Here is a 19100-nt window from a genome sequence, read left to right on the forward strand (position 1 = left end):
GCCCGTGAAGCCGTTGGCGCCTCCGCCCGTGCAGACCTCGGCCTGGGCGCCCCTGGCGATCACCGCGTTCAGGGTGCTGTGGTTCGCCCAGCTCGGCAGCAACATCGGCACGTGGATGCAGACCGTCGGAGCACAGTGGTACCTGGTCGAGGCCGCGGCGGGTGCGGCGGTGATCACCCTCGTGCAGACGGCGAGCCTGGCGCCCTCGATCCTGGTCGCCCTGCCCGCGGGAGTGCTGGCCGACTCCCTAGACCGACGCCGGCTGCTCATCTGGGGGTCCTCGGCCAGCGCGCTGCTGGCGGCCGTCCTGACCGTCGTGGCGGCCGTCGGCGCGCTGACCCCGTGGACGATCCTGGCCTTCACCTTCCTGCTCGGCATCACGGCCACCCTGACCTCGCCGGCCTGGCAGGCGATCCAGCCGGAGCTCGTGCCCCGCGACCTGATCGCCGCGTCCTCCGCCCTCGGCGGCGTGACGGTGAACGGCGCCCGAGCGGTGGGCCCCGCGCTGGCGGGAGTCGTCCTCTCGGTCTTCGGGGCTCCCGTCGTCTTCGGCATCAACGCGCTGAGCTTCGTCGGGGCCGTGGCGGCCCTCCTGTGGTGGAAGCGGCCCGCGCAGACCGGCCTCGACGATCGCGAGCAGTTCGGAGCGGCGCTGAGGGCGGGGATCCGGTACGTCGCCTCGGCGCACCTCGTCCGCCGGATCCTGCTCCGAGCCGCGCTCTTCGCGCTGCCGGCCAGTGCTCTCTGGGCTCTCCTGCCCCTCACCGCGAAGCGACTCCAGCTCGACTCGAGCGGATACGGAGTGCTCCTCGGTGCGCTCGGCGCCGGGGCCGTGCTGGGCGTCTTCGCTCTGCCGCTCGCTCGGCGGCGGTTCTCCGACGACCTCGTCATCGCGACGAGCTCGGTGCTCTTCGCGGCGGGCTCGCTCGCGGCGGCGTTCCTCCCCTTCGCGCCGACGCTGCTGCTGCTCGTGCTCGCGGGGCTGGCCTGGATCGGCACCCTCACCGTGCTGAACGCGGCACTGCAGCTCACCCTGCCGCAGTGGGTGCGCTCCCGCGGAGCCTCGATCTACATCTTCGTCTTCATGGGGGTGATGGCCCTCGGCTCGATCGGCTGGGGTCTGGCGGCGCAGGCGCTCGGCGTCCCGCTCGCCTACGCGGTGGCGGCCGTCCTGCTGCTCGTCGTGGCGGCCAGTGTGCGGGTGCTCCCCCTGCTCCCGGGAACGGGCACCGTCGATCGCAGCATCTCGATGTCATGGCCGACACCCACGCTCGTGTTCGAGCCGCAGCCCGCGGACGGGCCGGTGCTCGTGCAGATCTCGTACACGGTCGACGCCGACTCCCTCGGCGCGTTCCGGAGCGCGATGCGCCTCGTGGGGAGCTCGCGCCGCCGGACCGGCGCCACGAGGTGGGCCCTCTACCGCAGCGGCGAGGAGGCCGACGTGCAGCTCGAGACGTTCCTGGTGCCGTCCTGGGGCGAGTTCACGCGGCAGGAGACCCAGCGTCTCACCGGCCGCGACCGCGAGATCCGCGCCGCAGCGCTGGCCCACGCGCAGGGCGCGCCCACCGAGCGCCACTTCTTCCCGAGCACGACGTCCCCGTAGCGGTCGGTCTCGCTGCGCGCTGCTCGACCAGCATGGAGCGGCTCATGGTGATCGAGTAGGCCGCGCAGCGGGCGTATCGAGATCCGCCGTCGTGCCGAGCGTGGGCTCGGTACGCGCTGCGCGCTACTTGACCAGCATGCCGCGATGAGGGCGGCTTCGTCTCGCGCCAAACGGGCGCAGGTGAAAGCATACGCGTATGGTCTTCGGCGGAGGTAGATCATGGGCATCCATCGTGCAGAGTCGCTGCGGCCGTCGACGACGAGGGCCCTCGCCGTCGTCTCGCTCGTCGTCATCGCCGGTTCGCTCTCCGGCTGCTCAGCGGGAGACGCCCCGCCGCCGAAGCCCACTCTGCCGGCGGTACCGGCCGCTGAGGCCGAGCGCGCCCTGGCCGAGAAGCAGGACGCCGAGTGGGCCCGGCTGGCGACCATGTATCCGAACGCGGTCCGACCCGACGTCGACGTGATCCGCACCGTGAACCCGGTGGAGTCGACGTCAGCGATGGCGGCCTGCATGGTGTCCGCCGGCTTCCCGGACACCAGGGCGACTCCGGACGGCGGCCTCGACTACGGCACCTTCCCCACGGAGCAGACGCAGACCCACGACATCAGCCTGTTCGTCTGCGAATCGCAGTATCCGTTGGATCCGAAGTTCGACACGGCACCGACCGAGGCGCAGTACGAGTACAAGTACCACTACTTCGCGCACGACCTCACCGAGTGCCTGGAGAGTCACGGCATCGACGTGCCGGAGGCGCCCACCTATGAGACCTTCCGCGACACCATCAATTCGCGAGAGGCATGGAGTCCCTACCTCACTTACGAACCCACCGGGATGTCGCAGTGGCTCACCGTGAACACGGACTGCCCTCAGACGCCGCCGGGCTATTTCGGCGAGTGATGAGCGCCTCGCCGCCCCACATGCCTCATCACTGCGACCGCCTCCACCCCCGTCGCGAATCTCGTGACCCGAAAAGATGGAGAAGACAATGAAGAAATCACTTCCAGCAGCAGCACTGGCTCTGGTGGGAGGAATCGCGGCAGCGCTGATGGTCCCGACGTCGGCGAACGCTGCGTCCTACTCGTGCGGCGGCATCCGGACGGTCAGTATCACGGCGGTCTATTCGACGTCGAACGACGGGGACGGTGGAATCCTGCACGGGTACGTAGCGACCGACGGCCGGACGTACGGCCAGGATTTCAGTGCCTCCAAGAACGATTCCGGCGCGCACAGAACGTTCTCCCAGTCGGGCTTCCGCGGCGTGTCGAGCTGGAGTGTGGGAACGAACGGCACGGCGAGATTGGACAGCTCGACCGCGAGCTGTCACCAGTAGGAGAAGTCTCCTTCTCGATCAGCTACGGCTGATCAGGGGCGGTCGGTCGGAGGGCGACAGCCGCCCTCCGACCGATCTCCGTAGGAAAGGACTGTGCTGGTGAAGGCAGATCGATCGTCTCGGAGACGCCTCTCCCCTGTCGCGGCGCTCGCCTTCTGCCTGGTGGTGGCAGCCGGTGCAGCGGGTCTCTGGGCCGGAGCGGTCATCTTCAGGCCCGCGGAGCAGGCCGTGCCGGCGTCCGACTACACGACCGCGGTCGTTCGCGCCGGTGCTGTCAGCGCGTCGGTGAACCTGGTGGCGACCGCCCACTGGACCCAGTCCCCTGCGGGAACCAACTCGGCCAGCGGCACGGTGACGACGGTGAATCACGCGCCCGGGGAGCCCGCCGATCAGGGCGCGGAGCTGTACACCGTGGACCTGCGTCCCGTGGTCCTCGCGCGCGGCGTGATCCCCGCGTTCCGCGACATCGACGCGACGAGTGAGGGCGAGGACGCGGCGCAGCTCCAGGAGCTGCTGGGCGACCTCGGGTTCTACCGCGGTGCCGCGGACGGTGCGCCGGGACCGCGCACCGCGGCCGCGATCAAGGAGTGGCAGGAGGCTGCCGGATTCCCGGCGGACGGCGTCGTCCGGCGCGGCGACCTGATCTTCGTGCCCGAGGTGCCGACCCGACTGGTCGTCGACGAGGCCCTCATCAGTCGAGGAGCAGTCGTCTCCGGCGGCGAGGTCGTCGCCAGGACGCTCCCGGACCAGCCGACCTTCTCCGTCACGGCGACCGCGGCACAAGCCGCTCAGGTCGGCGTGGGAGTCGCCGCGGAGATCACCGGACCGCACGGACCCTGGCGGGCGGTCACGGCGGTTCAGCGGGTGGAGCCCGAGGTCGGTGTGTCGATAGCGCTCACCGGCGTGGACGGCGGATCCGTCTGCGGCGAGGAGTGCGCCGATCTCGACGTGACGCAGGACACCCTTCTCCCCGTCGTCCTCACGACGACTCCCGAGACGACGGGGCTGACCGTTCCGACCGCGAGCATCCAGACCGACGTGAACGGAGACCTCGTCGTGACCGACTCGGCCGGCGGGCGACATCGCGTCGACGTCGTCGCTGCGGCGAAGGGCGTCTCGGTCGTGACCGGCCTCGTCGAGGGAGCGGACGTGCGCGTGCACGGCGACGAGGATGCGACTCGATGATCACCGCCGAGAGCATCGACTTCAGCTATCGCCGCGGTCCCCGGGTGCTGTCCGGCGTCAGTGCGGCCGTGATGCCCTCCGAGATGGTCGCGATGACCGGCGCGTCGGGGAGGGGCAAGTCCACCCTCCTCTACATCCTGGGCCTCATCGCGAGGCCGCGATCGGGACGGGTCCGGATCGACGGTGTCGACGTCAGCGGCATGAGCGATCGGTGGCGGGCGGAGTTCCGAGCGGAGAACATCGGGTTCGTCTTCCAGGACGCCGCTCTGGATCCCACGAGAACAGTCCTCGAGAACATCGTCGAGACCTCCCTGTATCGAGGGCGCAGGAGCAGGGCGGTGGACCTGGCGGCGCACGGCCTGATGGAGCGCTTCGGGGTCGCCCTGCGCGCCTCGGCGAGACCCCATCAGGTCTCCGGGGGCCAGGCGCAGCGGATAGCGCTGTGCCGGGCGCTCATGAACGATCCGACGATCGTCCTCGCGGACGAGCCGACGGGGAACCTCGATCCGGACTCCGCGGCGGTGGTCGTCGACGCACTGCGGGAGCGCGCGCGATCGGGGTCGTCCGTGATCGTGGTCACCCACGACGACAGGGTCGTCGAGGCGTGCGATCGGAGGATCAGCCTGTGAAGCGGAGATTCGTCGTCCCCGTGATCCGGGAAGCGCTCGCCTCCTCGCTCGCGCAGCCGGTGGCCTCCCTCCTCACCCTGGTGATGGTGGTGGCGATGTGCGCCGGGGTCGTCCTGACGACGGGGCGGACCGTGGGGACGGAGCAGAGTGTCCTCGCGACGGTGGATTCGGTCGGGACGCGTTCTGTCGTGGTCCGGGCAGAGGCGCAGGCGGGCCTGACGTCGGACGTGCTGGAGAGGATCTCCCGACTGTCCGGGGTGCAGTGGGCGGCAGCGTTCTCGGATGCCAGTGACGTCGACAACTCCCGGATCGCGGACGGCGAGAAGGTGGCTCTTCGATCAGTGTGGTCGTCGGATCTCGGAGAGCTGGGAATCGACGCGGCGCGGTTCCCGGCCGGGTCGGCGTGGGCGTCCGAGGGCGCTCTGGCGTCCCTCGGCCTCCCGGGCGGAACCGGTTCGGTCTCGACGGACGGTGGGGCGGAGGTCGATGTCGTCGGCACCTCCGCGTCGTCCGAGTACCTCTCCGTCATCGGCGAGTCGGTGCTGGTCCCGATGCCTCCGTCGACGATCGGGAGTGTCGGGTACGTGATCGTCATCGCCTCGGAACCCGAGACCGTCCGTCCGCTGACGCGATCGATCGGGCCGCTTCTGGCTCCGACGGATCCCGAGGGGATCACCGTGACCAGGAGCGCTCGGTACGCGGACCTGCGCGCGGTTCTCGAGGGCACTCTCGGCGGGTTCGGGCGCGGGCTCGTGATCCTCATCGCCGGCGCGGGCGCGATCCTGGTCGGCGCCACGCAGTACGGTCTCGTCCAGATGCGACGGAAGGACTTCGGACGTCGACGGGCTCTCGGTGCCACGCGCGGCCTGATCGTCCTGCTCGTCGTGTGCCAGGTCCTCCTCGTCGCGACGATCGGCGCTCTTCTCGGCACGGTGGGGTCCGCGGTGCTCCTGGTGATCGGTGGCGATCCGCTCCCGAGCGTCGAGTTCCTGGTCGCCACGGGGACCCTCGCGATCGTGGTCGCCGTTCTCGCCGCGCTGCTCCCCGCGCAGAGGGCCGCGAGCAGGGATCCGCTGCATGAGCTGAGGGTGCCGTGATCCCTCGGGCCTCGGCCGGGCCTCCCGGTCGCCGCCCGTCGGTGACGCATCGGCAGCGTGGGTCTCGATACGCGCTGCGCGCTACTCGACCAGCATGAAGCGGCTCATGGTGATCGAGTAGCCCGCGGAGCGGGCGTATCGAGATCCACCGTCGTGCAGTGCGTGGGTCTGTCTCAGGAGGCTCGCGGGAGGCGCGTCAGGTCGACGCCGAGGGCGCTCTTCAGGCGGGAGGCGAAGGCGTGCTCGAGGTCGGCGCAGACCGGGTCGCCCTCCGCCCAGATCCTCGCGGCCGTGCAGCAGTCCGCGATCTGCTCCGCGGTCGCCTGGTGCCACCAGCCGGGGTCGCCGGCCGCGGCGAGGAGGCGGCGCGCGGCGTCGACCTCGCGCCGGTGACGGGCGAGCAGCCGGCGCATCTCGTCGGGGTCGGTCTTGGCCGCCCAGAGGGCGTCGATCCGGGACTCCCGGGCGGCGTCGCCGGCGCGGCAGGCGGTCAGCACCAGCTCGTGCGCGCTCTCGCGCAGAGGGGTGCGGGCCCCGTCCGTGCAGGCCGTGGTCATCGCGGTCCGCCGGTGCTGCGTCGATCGGCGGGCGGGCGGAGGTGCAGGAGCGTCGTCATCGGATTCCTCGCCGAGCCGTCGGGCGGCTCCCGATCGGCTCCTCCGGACTGTATCTGAGTGTCTCCTCAGGCTGCGAGGTGTTGACAAGTCCGGCAGCAGGAGTAGGGGTGCCCTCGGATCCTTCGGGTCGGAGGCGGGCGGCCGCGTTCAGCGTCGGTCTCGATACGCGCTGCGCGCTACTCGACCGGCAGGGAGGGGGGCGCGCTTCCTCGTGACCAGCAGGGAGGGGGCGCGCTTCCTCGTGACCAGCAGGGAGGGGGGGGTATGGCTCCTCAGCGCGATGGCCGGCCCCGCCGGGACTCCTCGCGCAGGCGCATGGCGGGCTCGTCGTCGAGCCAGTTCGGGCCGGTGTTGCGGAGGAGGACGACGTAGACCACGAGGGAGGCGACGATCACGGCGGTGACGTAGCCGATGAAGACCGGCACCTGGTCGGCGCCGAGGGCACCGGCGTAGAGCAGCGGCGCGGTGCCGCCGAAGACCGAGTTCGCGAGCGCGTAGCCGAAGCCGAGCCCGAGGGCGCGGATGTGGGTCGGGAACAGCTGCGCCTTCACCACGGCGTTGATCGAGGTGTAGCCGGTGAGGATCACGAAGCCGACGGCGAGGATGGCGAAGGCGGCGAGTGGATCGGTCTGCTCGGGGAGCGCGGTGAGCAGGAACCAGGTGTAGAGCACTCCCCCGACGCCGAAGAACACCAGCAGGGTCTTCCGGCCGATGATGTCCGAGAGCCAGCCGCCGAGCGGCTGCAGGAGCATCAGCGTCAGCAGGGCGATCAGGTTGATGACGATGCCCGTGACGACGTCGTCGCCGGCGAAGGCGCTCTTGATGATGTTCGGCCCGGTCACCGAGTAGGTGTAGAAGGCGACCGTGCCGCCCATCGTCACCGCGAAGCACAGGAGCAGGGGCCGCCACTGGTGGACGAGGAGCTCGCGCATCGAGCCGCTCCGGCGCGACTCCCCCGCTGTGACGGCCTGGATCTGCGTGGTCTCGAGCGACTCGTCCATCGTGCGGCGGAGCCAGAACACGACGACCGCGGCGACGCCTCCGATGCCGAAGGCCACCCGCCAGCCCCAGGCGGAGATCGCCTCGTCGGGCAGAGTGACCACCATGACGAGCAGCGTCAGCTGGGCGAGGACGTGTCCGCCGACGAGGGTGACGTAGTGGAAGGACGACAGGAAGCCGCGCCGGCCGGGGAGGGCCGCCTCCGACATGTAGGTGGCGCTCGTTCCGTACTCCCCGCCGGTCGCGAAGCCCTGCAGCAGGCGCGCGAGCACGAGGATCACCACCGCTCCCCCGCCGATCGACTCGGCCGTCGGCGCGAACGCCACGATCAGGGAGCAGGCGGCCATCAGCGAGACGGAGACGGTCAGCGCGAGGCGGCGGCCGTGCCGGTCGGCGAAGCGGCCGAAGAACCAGGAGCCGATCGGGCGCATGAGGAAGGTGACCGCGAAGATCGCCCAGATGTAGAGCGTCGAGTTCTTCTCGCCCGCCGCGAAGAACTGCGATTCGAAGGCGAAGGCGAAGACGGAGTAGACGTACACGTCGTACCACTCGACGAGATTGCCCGCCGAGCCCTTCAGCGTGTTGGAGAGGGAGCGGCGGAGGCTGCTGGGGATCTTCGTCGTCGTCGACATCGGGGTCCGTTCGTCAGGAGTGTCGGGGTCTGCGGAGGCCGCACGCGCCGGACCGCCGGCGGCGTGGGCGCCGGGTGGGCAGGAGCGTGCGGTCATTCTCACCGCATCCATGGCCTCGGGCCCGGAATCCTGACGTTCGGCTCACACGGTCCGCCATCCCGGCACGCCGACTGCCATGTCAGCCGTGCTCGGCAGAGCTCGCCCTGGCCCCGCTCGGACCGAAACACCGAAACTACTTTCATTAACGCTCCTCGCTCGCTACGGTCGATCTCGCCCGAGAAGTCCCGGCATTTCCGGGGCCTCTCGGCTCGATTCACATCGCAAAGGAGCCTTCTGTGAGTTCATCCCGTAAAGTTTTCGGTCTCGTGGCGGCCGCCGCTCTGGCGGCGTCGATCCTCGCCCCCTCCCTGCCCGCCGTCGCCGCGGGCAACACCCTCGTGATCGACGCCTCGTCGACCATCCGCCCCGTCACCCGGGTCGGCGCCGGCGGTCTCTACGCGCTGGCGACGCCCACCGACCCCGCGCCCGGTCTGCTGACCCCGCTGCGGCTCAAGCCGCACACCCAGCCGGCCCCCGGCGTCGGTCAGCTCGGCAACGGCGCGACGACGCCGACCGGCGACGTCCTGAAGGTGGCGGACACGTTCACCCGAGACGGAGCGCAGTCGTACGCGCGGATGCCCGACGTCTACCCGGACTTCCCGTACCGCTGGATCAGCTGGGAGGACTGGACGCAGAAGATCGACACGATGGTCAAGGCGCGACTCGACGCCACGAACACGACCAACATCAACGGCTGGGAGCTCTGGAACGAGCCGGACGGCACCTGGGACACGGCGAAGGCCGGGCCCTTCCTCGACGGCTGGACGCGCACCTACCGCCAGGTGAAGCTGCAGGACACCGTCACGCCGATCGTCGGGCCCAGCTACAGCCGGTACTACCCCGACCTGATGCGCGACTTCATGGCCCGCGCGAAGGCCGACGGCACCCTGCCGGACGTCGTCGTCTGGCACGAGCTCGAGGACGAGACCTACAACAGCATCGACGAGCACGTCGCCGACTACCGCTCGATCGAGCGCTCCCTCGGCATCAGCCCGCGGCCGATCTCCATCAACGAGTACGGCTCCCCCAGCCAGATCGACACGCCCAGCGTGGCGGCGCACTACATCGCCCAGTTCGAGCGCACCGGGATCCACGACGCCGAGCGCGCCTACTGGTACGAGTCCGGCACCGTCGGCGGCCTGGTCTGGAACAACCGCCCGACCGGCTCGTACTGGCTGTACAAGTGGTACGGCGAGATGGCCGGCAACATGCTGGCGGTCACGCCCTCCGGCGATCTCGACGGCTTCGCCTCCTACGATGCGAGCCGCAAGATCGTGAACGCGGCCTTCGGCGGGACCTTCGGCGACAACCAGGTGCAGGTGAAGGGCCTCACGGGCTTCGGCACCTCGGCCCAGGTGGTCCTCAACTACACGCCGCGCTCGGGCCGCATGACGAACGTCGACGCTCCGACCCGCGTCTCGACCCAGACCCTCCCGATCACGAACGGCACGATCACCGTGCCCGTCGCGAGCCAGGACTACCTGGGCGCCTACCAGCTCGTCGTCACCCCGGCCGCGGGGCCGACGACCAGCTACCAGCAGGTCTACGAGGCGGAGAACGCGACGGTCGTGAACGCCCAGCTGCTCTCCTCCGGCTCGGCGTCGAACGGCGGCTACGTCGGCCGGATCGACGGCTCGACCGACGCCCGCTCGGACAGCTTCGTCGACTTCGTCGTCGAGGTGCCGACGGCCGGCAGCTACGCCCTCGGGATCCGCTACGCCAACGGCGGTGCGACCACGTCGACCCAGGGCTTCGCCGTGAACGGCAGCGCCTTCAGCACCGTCTCCTACCCGCCGACCGGGGGCTGGGGCGCCTTCGGCTCCTCCGTCTCGCGCCAGGTGGATCTGAAGGCCGGCTTCAACGTGATCCGCCTCGCGAAGGGGTCCCCCTTCTTCGCCGGCGGCTCCGGCTTCGCGGAGCTCGACAGCATCACGCTCACCCGCTGAGCGACGCGGACGCCCCGGAGGTGCTGCGGCGCCACCGGGGCGGCCGCGCTCAGGTCACGAGGCCGGCGCGCGCGGCCACGAGGGCCGCGAGGACGCGGTTGCGCACGCCGAGGGCGTCGAGGACGGCGCTGACCGCCTCCTTCGCGGTGCCGAGGGTGATGTCCAGCGTCAGCGCGATCTGCGCGTTGGTCGCCCCCTGGGCGACGAGCCGGAGCACCGCCCGACCGCGCGGGTCGAGCGCCTGCACCTGCGCGCGGGCCGCGTCCTCGATCGGCCAGGACGGCCGCCGGCGCCGAGCCACCTCCGGCGCGAGGACCATCGCTCCGAGGGCCAGCGCGTGCACCATCCGGCGCAGAGCCGTCGGGCTGGTGTTCTTGAGGAGGAAGCCGGCGGCGCCCGTCCGCAGCGCGGCCTCGACGAGGTCGTCGCCGTCCTGGTCCGTGAGGATCGCGACGCGCGGAGGGGCGGGCAGCTCCTGGAGGGCGCGGAGCAGTCGCAGCCCGTCGGCGCGGCGCAGGCGCACCTCCAGCAGGACGAGATCGGGACGGCTCTCCCTCGCCGCGTCGAGCGCCTGGACGCCGTCGACCGCGCCGACGACCTCGAGCTCGGGGTCGGCGTCGAGGATCAGCGAGAGGCCGGAGCGCACGAGCGCCTCGTCGTCGACGACGAGCACGGCGGTCACGCGCTGCCCCTCGGCGAGCCGTCGGCGACGTCCGGAGGACCCGCTTCGGCCGCGATGTGAGCAAGGTGCATCGTCTCCCCCGAGCGTCGTTGACAGCGTCTCCTCGACCTGTTTACTGTCATCAGTACAGCAATTGTTCGCGTTAACAAAAACCGGTTTCGGACCTTGCTCACTGTGCTGGATCCGCCACGGTCGCCGCTTCCTGAGCTGCGAGGACCACGACGGGCGCAGCGCGGGCGCCCGCGCCGATCGACCTGCCCGTCGAGACCGGCCGGGACACGGCCACGCCCTTCGTTCGGGTCGAAGGGACGGCCGTCGGCTTCCGCGCCCCGTCGGGTGGGGCGCGGGAGCCGCCACCGGGGGGACGTCTCCGCCCGACCCGGACGGGGGGCTCCGCGGAGTCCTTCCGGCAGGTGATGGTGACGTGAACATCCTCCGGACGAGTACCAGCACGACCCCGCCCGTGAACATCGGAACGGCCGCTCCCGGCCGCTCCGCTGGGCCGCTTCCGGCCTCGTCACCTGAGGAGAACCATGCGCCGCTCGACCGTCCTCTCCGCAGTCCTCTGCGGACTGCTCCTGGCGACAGGATCCGTCGCCACCGCTCCACCGGCCTCGGCCGCGCCGAGCACCGCCCCGGTGTCCTCGTCGCCACCGGCCCGCGACGGCGGAGTCGAGACGGAGGCCGCTCCGCTCGCCGATCCCGTCGCCTCCGTCGACACCTCCGCCGCCGCCTCGACCTCCGCTCCCTCCGCGTCGCTGCGGACCCTGAGCGCGGCGGCCGCGGACTTCACCGACGTGGACATCCCCTCGCGCGCCGACATCGTCGTGCACCAGGTGACCATCGCCCTCGTCGCACCGCAGGGCACGACCCCGTCCTTCGCCGCGGAGGAGGCGCGCCGCTCGCTGGAGCTGGTCGACCGCTTCTACGACCGCGAGACGGGAGGCGCGGTGCGCTTCGAGCTCGAGCGCCTGATCGACTGGCAGGTCGTGGACGAGCCCATCGGCTGCAGCAACACGGGCGGACTGCACGACTGGATCGCCCGGAAGACCGGCTGGCAGCCCGGACCCGCGCGCCACCTGGTCGCGATGGTGCCGCCGGGAGACCCGTGCCCGATCTGGGCCAACGGCGAGCAGCCCGGCGACCCGGACGACGGCGGCCGCACCTTCCAGGGCGGCCCCGACGCGATCCTCCTGGCCCACGAGCTGGGCCACACCCTCTCGCTCCGCCACGCGGCGAGCGTCTCGTGCGACACCACCTGGGACGTCCCGGCCGGAGCGTCCTGCGCGCGCGAGGAGTACGGCAACAAGACCGACCTGATGGGCGACTCCTGGTACTTCACCCCGCTCTCGGCTCCGACGCTCGCGCAGCTCGGCCTCCTCACCGGCACGCGCCAGCCGGTCTGCGGAGCCCCGCGGACCGCCGTCCTCGACACGCTCGGGGCGGGCCCCGGAGCACCGCGCGCGCTCACCTGGACGGATCCGCAGGATGCGGGCATCCGCTACTGGGCGCAGTACAACGACGCGGCGGATCCGTCAGTCGACGGGGGCAGCTACGTCAGCCCGTGGCAGACCCCGCGCGAGGTCTCGGGCGTGCAGATCCTGCGCAGCACCGGCGGCAGCCCCGAGCTCCTGCAGCGACCCGGCGACGGATCGAACGGGAACGAGTTCGCCCTCGCGGGCGAGACGGTGCCGCTCAACACCGGCATGTCGCTGCGCGTCGACGCGATCGACAGGACGGCCAGGACCGCGACGGTCACCGTCACCGTCCCCTGCACCCAGTACGTCGGCGACATCAGCCGCTCCGCGTCCGTGTCCGCGTCCTACAGCTCCGACTGGTCCTCCGCCGGCGCGGCGGCCCACGGCGACACCGGCTCGGCCTGGAGCTCCTGGCCCCGGGTCGGCGAGCAGTGGCTCGAGCTCAGCTGGCCGGCGACGGTGACGGTGGACTCCGCCGCGGTGCGCTTCGCGAGCGACGCGGCGGACGGCGCTCAGCAGGGCCTGATCCCGGCCCGCTCCTGGCGGGTCGACTACCTCGACGGCGACACCGGGGCCTGGACCCCGGTGCCGGGCGCGAGTGCGGCGGGCCGAGAGCGGGACGTGCTCAACCCCGTGAGCTTCGCGCCGGTCGCGACGACGGCTCTGCGGACGGTCTTCCAGGCCTGGGGCGGCTGGGACTACGGCGGATCGACCGGGGTCGCCGAGGTGACGGTGAACGGGGTCCCGCCGACCGCGTCGCTCGCCGTCCGCGGCACCGCCACGACGGTGGCCACCTCCTCGACGCGCGACCTCGCCTCCGGGGTGACCGCGCGCGACGCCCGGGGCGGCGCCCTCGCCGGGCGGCCGATCGCGTTCGCGATCACCGGCCCCGCCACCTTCGTCGACGGCACGCGGGCGGCGACCGTCGTCACCGGAGCGACGGGGGCGGCCGCGCTCCCGTCGATCCGCACCGGCACCACGACCGGCAGCGTCTCGTTCTCCGCCCGCGTCTCCGGGCTCCCCGCGGTGGCCCTCCCCCGCGCCACGGTCGCGAAGCCGCCCTCGGTCACCGCCACGGCGCTGTCGCAGAAGGCGTCCGGGATGGTCTCGGTGACGGTGACCGTGAAGAACACGGGGACCACGTCGACGCAGGTGACGATCGTCACGCCCTACGGCACCTCGACCGTCAGCTCGCTCGCCGCGGGCGCCACGACGTCGCGCACCTTCCCCACGGGGAAGAGCACGATCGCGGCGGGCTCCGCGACCGTCACGGCGCAGACGAGCGGCCTGCGGACGACCACGACGGCGGCCTATCGCGCGGTGTGAGCCGTGCGGGGCGAGTGCGGCGGCGGCCTGGCGTCCGGTCGCCGTCGGGACACCCTGTCGCGCGGCCGCCACCCCCGTCCGCGGGTCATCCTCGGCGAGGGCTGTCAGGTGGCTCTCAGGGTCGCCGCCGCACCACTACGGTCGTGACCAGGAGGGGCCGGGGCACCCCGGATCCTCCTGGTCGAGGGGGCACGATGACGAACGAGCAGCGGACCGCAGGGGGTCGAGCGCGAGGCGGCGGTGCGCGGCGACGCACCTCGTCGAGGGCCCTGGGACTCGCCTCACGACTCCTCGCCCTGCTCGCGAGCGCCGCACTGCTCGCGGGGGCGGCCGCATCCCCCGCCGCCGCCGCAGAGGCGGACGAGCCGGCGGCCGTCTCCGTCCTCTCCCCCGAGTCCGGCGCGTACCTCGGCTCGAGCCTGGACTGGAGCGTCGACAGCGCCGCGGCCCAGGCCGACCGGCTGGGCCGCTCGTCCGCCGTCCTCGAGCACTCCGCCCCGCTGCCCATCGGCGGGACCGAGGCGGCCTACCTCGCCCAGTTCCTGCGGCAGGCCGAGGGCGAGGGCGCTCTCGCCGCGATCACCCTGCGGCCGGAGGGCGACCTGGCGGACTTCGGCCGGGGCGACGCGGAGCAGGCGGTCGCGGCGCTCGCCCGCGCCCGCGCCGGGGAGGCACTGCCGCTGTTCGTGCGCTTCGCGCCGGACATGAACAGCACCTGGGTCTCCTGGGGGCAGCGGCCCGAGGAGTACGTCGCGGCCTTCCGGATCTTCGCACGGGTGCTCCACGACGATCTGCCCGACGCGGTGGTGGTCTGGTCGCCGACGGCCGGCGGGGCCTATCCCTTCGCCCCCGCGGCTCCGGCCGACTCCGCTGCGCTCGACACCGACGGGGACGGCCTGCTCGGTCCGGGTGACGACCCCTACCGGCCCTACTACCCCGGCGACGACGTCGTCGACCGGGTGGGCCTCGCCGCCTACCACGACCCCAGCGGCGGCGGCGCGCCGCGGAACGCCCTCCCCGGCGCCGGCGAGCTGGCCGCCGCCCTGAGTGGGCCGGGCGGAGCGGGCGACCTCGACTTCTACGGCGAGTACGCCGAGGCGACCGGCACCCCGCTGCTGCTGGAGACGGCGGCGTTCTACAGCCCCGGCGCCGGCGGGCCCGAGGAGCTCGCCGTCAAGCAGGCCTGGTGGCGGCAGGTCATGGCCGCCGCCTCGGACGAGGCGTACCCGCTGCTCGACGTGGTGCTCTGGCGGGACTCGGCCGCGACCCGCCCGGTCGTCGGCGAGGTCGTCATCGACTGGCGCGTCTCGGGCTCCGACGAGATCGCCGCCGCGTTCGCCGCCGACGTCGAGTCGAGCGATCTGGTCCCGGGGCCGGTCTACGCGCCGTTCACGGGATCCGCCCTCGGACCGGCGACGGGCGGCACGATCAGCGGGACCGCGGCGTGGATCGTCGTCGCGCTCACCCTCCTCGTCGCGGCCGGCGCCACCGCCTGGGGCCTGTCGCGCCGCCGCGGCACCGCGCTCTCCTACGACGGCCCGCCGAGCCGCGATCTGCGGATCGACCTCCTCCGCGGCCTCGCGGTCGTCTTCGTGGTGGTGAACCACCTCGCGCTGGTCTCGATCTGGCAGAACGCGACCCAGGAGGCGATCGGGATGGTGTCGGGAGCGGAGCTGTTCGTGCTCCTCTCCTGCGCCGTCCTGGGGCTGGTGCACCGGCCGAAGGTGCTCGGCGGCGGGATCGGCGAGGTGACGCTGCGCACCGGCCGCCGGGCGGTGACCCTCTACCTGACGGCCCTGGTCGTCACCCTGGTCGTCGGCCTCGTCAGCCTGATCGACGCCGTCCGATCGACGCCGGCCACCACCTACATCGACGAGGGCACCGGGGCCGCGGGCAGCGAGGCGACCGGCCGCGTCTACGACCTCTACGAGAACATCGGGAGCCTGCTGCGCTACCCGGCCGACCCGTCGATCGTCGTCGACCTCGCGGCGCTCCGGCTCGGCCCGTGGCAGGTGAACATCCTCGGCCTCTACGTCGTGATGCTCGCTGTCTCGCCGCTGATCCTGTGGGCCCTCTCGCGGCGGCGCTGGCTGCCGGTGCTGCTGGTGTCGTGGGCGGTCTACGCGGTGCAGGCCTTCCTGCGGCTGCGGGTCCTGCCGTCGCAGTTCGAGGACTCGTTCCCGCTGCTGAGCTGGCAGGCGCTGTTCGTCACCGGAGTGGTCGCCGGCTTCCACCGCCGCGAGATCGTGGCGTGGTTCGCGACCCGCCTCGGCCGCATCGTGCTCGCGGTCTGCGTGATGGCGACCGCGGGCCTCGCGATCCTGTCCTGGAACAACCCCTACCTCTCCAGCACCTTCGACCTCCGGCTCGGACTGGTCCCCGCGAATACCTTCGCGGAGGTCTACTCCGCCGCCTTCGAGCGCACGACGCTCGATCCCGGCCGGGTGCTGAACGTGCTCCTCGTCGTCGTCACCGGCTACGCGGCGCTGACGGTGCTCTGGCGGCCGATCCACCGGCTGATCGGCTGGTTCCTCGTGCCGCTGGGGCAGGCCACCCTCTACGTCTTCGTGATGCACGTCGCCTTCGTGCTCGTCATCGCCAACGTCCCGATCCTGCGCGAAGGGAATCCCGTGGTGAACTCGCTCGCCTACGTCCTCGTCCTGGGCCTGCTGTGGCTGATGGTCAGGACGCGCTTCCTCTTCGCGGTGGTGCCGCGATGAGCCGGCCGTCGACCGGCGAGGGCACCGAGAGCTCGCTCACCTCGCCGGGGCGCATGCTGCTGCTGCGCGTGATCGTCGTGCTCACGGTCCTGCTCGGGGTCAACTACGTCGCCTGGCGGTGGCTGTTCTCGCTCAACTGGGACGCCTGGTGGATCGCCGTGCCGCTCGTGCTGGCCGAGACCTACAGCCTGATCGACGTCTGCCTGTTCGGGATGACCATGTGGCGCGCGAAGGGGCGGCCGGCTCCCCCGCCGCCCGCCGCCGACGCCACCGTCGACGTCTTCATCACCACCTACAACGAGCCGATCGAGCTCGTGATGGCCACGGCGCTCGCGGCGCAGGCGATCCGCTTCCCGCACGAGACCTGGGTGCTCGACGACGGCGACCGCGCCGAGATGCGGGCGGCAGCGGAGGAGGCGGGTCTGGGCTGCATCACGCGCTCCTCCGACTGGAAGGACCGGCCGCGGCACGCGAAGGCGGGCAACCTCAACAACGCGCTCGAGCTGACGACCGGCGAGTTCGTCCTCATCCTCGACGCCGACCAGATCCCCCGGCCCGAGATCCTCGATCACACCCTCGGCTACTTCCGCGACGAGAAGGTCGCCCTGGTGCAGACCCCGCAGGTCTTCTCGAACGTCGCCACCGGCGATCCGCTCGGCAGCCAGGCGCCGCTCTTCTACGGGCCGATCCAGCAGGGCAAGGACGGCTGGAACGCCGCGTTCTTCTGCGGCTCGAACGCGGTGCTGCGGCGGGAGGCGCTGATGCAGCTGGGCATCGTCGGCTACGTCCGCGAGCTCGACCGGCGGATCGGCACGGCCCTCCGCACGGCCTCGCGGGTCGTCGCGAAGGCGCGCTCGCACCCGGCGGCGGCCGATCCCGCGGTGAAGGCCGCGCTCGACGAGGTCTCGGGCGCGATCGGCGAGGCGCGCGCCGCGGTCGCGGGCGGCGCGCCGATCGGCACGGTCACCTACGAGCTGCACCGCCGGGTCGACGCCGCGAGCTACTCGCTGGTGGCCTCCGACGTCGCCGGGCTCGAGAGCGATCTGGCCGAGATCCGGGCGCTGACCCGCTCGGAGGGCGGCGCGTCCTCGGACGTGGTCGTCGACCTCGACGCGATCGTCTCGACGCTGGCCGACCGCGAGCTCTCGCCGCTGAACGCGCTCGAATCGGTGCAGGCCGTCCTGCAGAGCATCACGGTGGACCGCCCGGGTGAGGCCCAGCCGATCATGCCGCTCGCCACGATCTCGGTCACCGAGGACATGGCGACCTGCATGCGCCTGCACGGTCTCGGCTGGCGCACCGTCTACCACCACGAGCTGCTGGCCGACGGCCTCGCGCCGGAGGACGTCGGGACGATGCTCACGCAGCGGCTGCGCTGGGCGCAGGGCACGATGCAGGTGTTCCTCCGCGAGAACCCGCTGCTGCAGCGCGCGCTCAGCATCCCGCAGCGCCTGATGTACTTCGCGACGATGTGGAGCTACCTCAGCGGCTACGCGGCCGTCGTCTACTTCGCGGCGCCGATCGTCTTCCTGGTGCTGGGCATCCTGCCCGTCGACTCGCTCGCCGCCGACTTCTTCGTGCGCTTCATCCCCTTCATGATCATCAACCAGCTACTCTTCCTGGTGGCGGCGAAGGGCACGCCGACCTGGCGCGGGCAGCAGTACAGCCTCGCGCTGTTCCCCGTCTGGATCGAGGCCTGCTCGACGGCGGTGAACAACGTGCTGCTGCGCATCCCGCTCGGCTTCGCGGTGACGCCGAAGACCCGGCAGGAGTCGACCGCGATCCCGTGGCGGCTCATCCGCGTGCAGCTGGTCGTGATGATCCTGCTCGTCGTGGCCGTCGTCGTCGGCGTGATCCACCTCGTCGTCGACGGGGCGCAGCTGATCGGCACCGGGGTCAACATCGCCTGGGCGGTGTTCGACCTGGTCGTGCTCAGCGTCCTCTTCCGCGCCGTCGCCTTCCGCGGCTTCGACGCCGCACCCTCCCCCGTCGCACAGAAGGAGCACGCATGACGTTCACCACCGCGAGGATCGACCCGGACGTCACCGTCGTCACGGCGTCGGGCCGGCTCAACATGGTCGCCGCGCCGCTGCTGCGCGACACCGTCCGCCGCTCGATCGAGGAGGGCGGCGCCCGCATCGTCGTCGACCTCGCCGCCGTCGACTTCCTCGACTCCTCCGGGCTCGGCGCGCTCGTCGCGTGCCTCAAGACCGCCCGGCAGGCCGGCGGGGACCTGCGGATCGCCGCGCCCAGCGCCCAGGTGATGATGGTGCTGCAGCTCTCCAACCTGGATCGCGTGCTCGCCCGGTTCGACACGGCCGGCGACGCGTACCGTGACTGACCGCAGCGTCCTGTTTCGCAGTCCTCCCGACACCGTCGACGTCGTGCACTCGATGCTCGCCGAGCTGTGGGCGGAGCGGCCGGACGTCGAGGCGATGGACCGCTTCGCGTTCGAGACCGCCGTCGTCGAGCTCGCCGGCAACGTGCTGCAGCACGCCTCCTCGCCGACGACGATCGTCTGCACCCTCGGCGTCACCGTCGACGAGGTGTCGCTGCGCGCGCTCCTCGTCGACACCGCCGACCCGCCGGGCATCGACACCGCGCCGCGGGAGATGCCCGACGCCCTCGCCGAGTCCGGGCGCGGGCTCGCGCTCATCCAGGCCCTCGTGACGACGTTCGAGTACGAGCGCTCGGCGAGCCGGAACGTGTGGTCGCTCCGCCGGGAGCGGAGCGCGGCGGCGGGGTGACGGCGGGGTG

16 protein-coding genes are annotated in these 19100 nt (G+C 71.9%); 12 read left to right on the plus strand and 4 right to left on the minus strand.

The genetic code is table 11. The annotated features are described in order from the left end of the window. The first annotated feature begins 28 nt into the window (after positions 1 to 28). The 5 genes from HQQ82_RS01025 to HQQ82_RS01045 all read left to right on the plus strand — a co-directional run bounded on the left by HQQ82_RS01025 (position 29) and on the right by HQQ82_RS01045 (position 4747). Positions 29 to 1603, plus strand: a complete 1575-nt coding sequence (locus HQQ82_RS01025) for an MFS transporter (protein WP_367947757.1) — start codon at positions 29 to 31, stop codon at positions 1601 to 1603. 219 nt (positions 1604 to 1822) lie between these two features. Next, on the plus strand, positions 1823 to 2500 hold the full coding sequence (locus HQQ82_RS01030) for a hypothetical protein (RefSeq protein WP_173231246.1): 678 nt from the start codon (positions 1823 to 1825) through the stop codon (positions 2498 to 2500). Between the two features lie 88 nt (positions 2501 to 2588). Further along, entirely contained in the window at positions 2589 to 2933 is a 345-nt protein-coding gene (locus HQQ82_RS01035) for a hypothetical protein (protein WP_173231247.1), read from the plus strand. Between the two features lie 228 nt (positions 2934 to 3161). Next, positions 3162 to 4118, plus strand: coding sequence for a peptidoglycan-binding domain-containing protein (locus HQQ82_RS01040; protein WP_173231248.1), 957 nt, complete (start codon positions 3162 to 3164; stop codon positions 4116 to 4118). Further along, positions 4115 to 4747 carry an ABC transporter ATP-binding protein gene (locus tag HQQ82_RS01045; protein ID WP_173231249.1) on the plus strand — a complete coding sequence of 211 codons (633 nt, stop codon included), beginning with the start codon at positions 4115 to 4117 and terminating at the stop codon, positions 4745 to 4747. Before HQQ82_RS01040 ends, HQQ82_RS01045 begins: the two co-directional genes overlap by 4 nt. Here HQQ82_RS01045 and HQQ82_RS01050 read toward each other — a convergent pair. Further along, complete coding sequence (locus tag HQQ82_RS01050; protein ID WP_173231250.1) at positions 4737 to 5342, minus strand: hypothetical protein; 606 nt, start codon at positions 5340 to 5342, stop codon at positions 4737 to 4739. The genes HQQ82_RS01045 and HQQ82_RS01050 overlap by 11 nt on opposite strands. A gap of 82 nt (positions 5343 to 5424) precedes the next feature. On the opposite strand from HQQ82_RS01050, the gene HQQ82_RS01055 reads away from it, so the two are divergent. After that, positions 5425 to 5844 (plus strand): FtsX-like permease family protein, encoded by a 420-nt coding sequence (locus HQQ82_RS01055; protein WP_173231251.1) that lies wholly within the window; start codon positions 5425 to 5427, stop codon positions 5842 to 5844. A 173-nt stretch (positions 5845 to 6017) separates the two neighbouring features. Here the strand turns inward: HQQ82_RS01055 and HQQ82_RS01060 are convergent, their stop codons facing one another. Beyond that, entirely contained in the window at positions 6018 to 6401 is a 384-nt protein-coding gene (locus tag HQQ82_RS01060; RefSeq protein WP_173231252.1) for a hypothetical protein, read from the minus strand. A 332-nt stretch (positions 6402 to 6733) separates the two neighbouring features. Then, positions 6734 to 8092 (minus strand): MFS transporter, encoded by a 1359-nt coding sequence (locus HQQ82_RS01065; protein ID WP_173231253.1) that lies wholly within the window; start codon positions 8090 to 8092, stop codon positions 6734 to 6736. A gap of 335 nt (positions 8093 to 8427) precedes the next feature. On the opposite strand from HQQ82_RS01065, the gene HQQ82_RS20465 reads away from it, so the two are divergent. Further along, positions 8428 to 10137: a CBM35 domain-containing protein gene (locus HQQ82_RS20465; RefSeq protein ID WP_216848126.1), complete on the plus strand. Its 1710-nt coding sequence runs from the start codon at positions 8428 to 8430 to the stop codon at positions 10135 to 10137. 49 nt (positions 10138 to 10186) lie between these two features. Here the strand turns inward: HQQ82_RS20465 and HQQ82_RS20470 are convergent, their stop codons facing one another. Further along, a complete protein-coding gene (locus HQQ82_RS20470) occupies positions 10187 to 10819 on the minus strand; it encodes a response regulator transcription factor (RefSeq protein WP_216848128.1) in 633 nt (210 codons plus the stop codon). 533 nt (positions 10820 to 11352) lie between these two features. Here HQQ82_RS20470 and HQQ82_RS01080 point away from each other — a divergent pair. The 5 genes from HQQ82_RS01080 to HQQ82_RS01100 all read left to right on the plus strand — a co-directional run bounded on the left by HQQ82_RS01080 (position 11353) and on the right by HQQ82_RS01100 (position 19090). Further along, positions 11353 to 13623: a hypothetical protein gene (locus tag HQQ82_RS01080; protein ID WP_173231255.1), complete on the plus strand. Its 2271-nt coding sequence runs from the start codon at positions 11353 to 11355 to the stop codon at positions 13621 to 13623. Positions 13624 to 13817: 194 nt separating this feature from the next. Continuing rightward, positions 13818 to 16343 carry an OpgC domain-containing protein gene (opgC, locus tag HQQ82_RS01085; protein ID WP_173231256.1) on the plus strand — a complete coding sequence of 842 codons (2526 nt, stop codon included), beginning with the start codon at positions 13818 to 13820 and terminating at the stop codon, positions 16341 to 16343. A 53-nt stretch (positions 16344 to 16396) separates the two neighbouring features. Continuing rightward, the gene (locus HQQ82_RS01090; protein WP_173232273.1) at positions 16397 to 18355 is read left to right on the plus strand and encodes a glycosyltransferase; all 1959 of its coding nucleotides are present in this window, start codon (positions 16397 to 16399) and stop codon (positions 18353 to 18355) included. Next, entirely contained in the window at positions 18352 to 18684 is a 333-nt protein-coding gene (locus HQQ82_RS01095) for an STAS domain-containing protein (RefSeq protein ID WP_173231257.1), read from the plus strand. The genes HQQ82_RS01090 and HQQ82_RS01095 overlap by 4 nt, the downstream gene beginning before the upstream one ends. Further along, entirely contained in the window at positions 18677 to 19090 is a 414-nt protein-coding gene (locus tag HQQ82_RS01100; protein ID WP_367947758.1) for an ATP-binding protein, read from the plus strand. The genes HQQ82_RS01095 and HQQ82_RS01100 overlap by 8 nt, the downstream gene beginning before the upstream one ends. Positions 19091 to 19100 lie beyond the last annotated feature (10 nt).

Source organism: Rathayibacter sp. VKM Ac-2856 (assembly GCF_013205055.1).
Taxonomy (GTDB): domain Bacteria; phylum Actinomycetota; class Actinomycetes; order Actinomycetales; family Microbacteriaceae; genus Rathayibacter.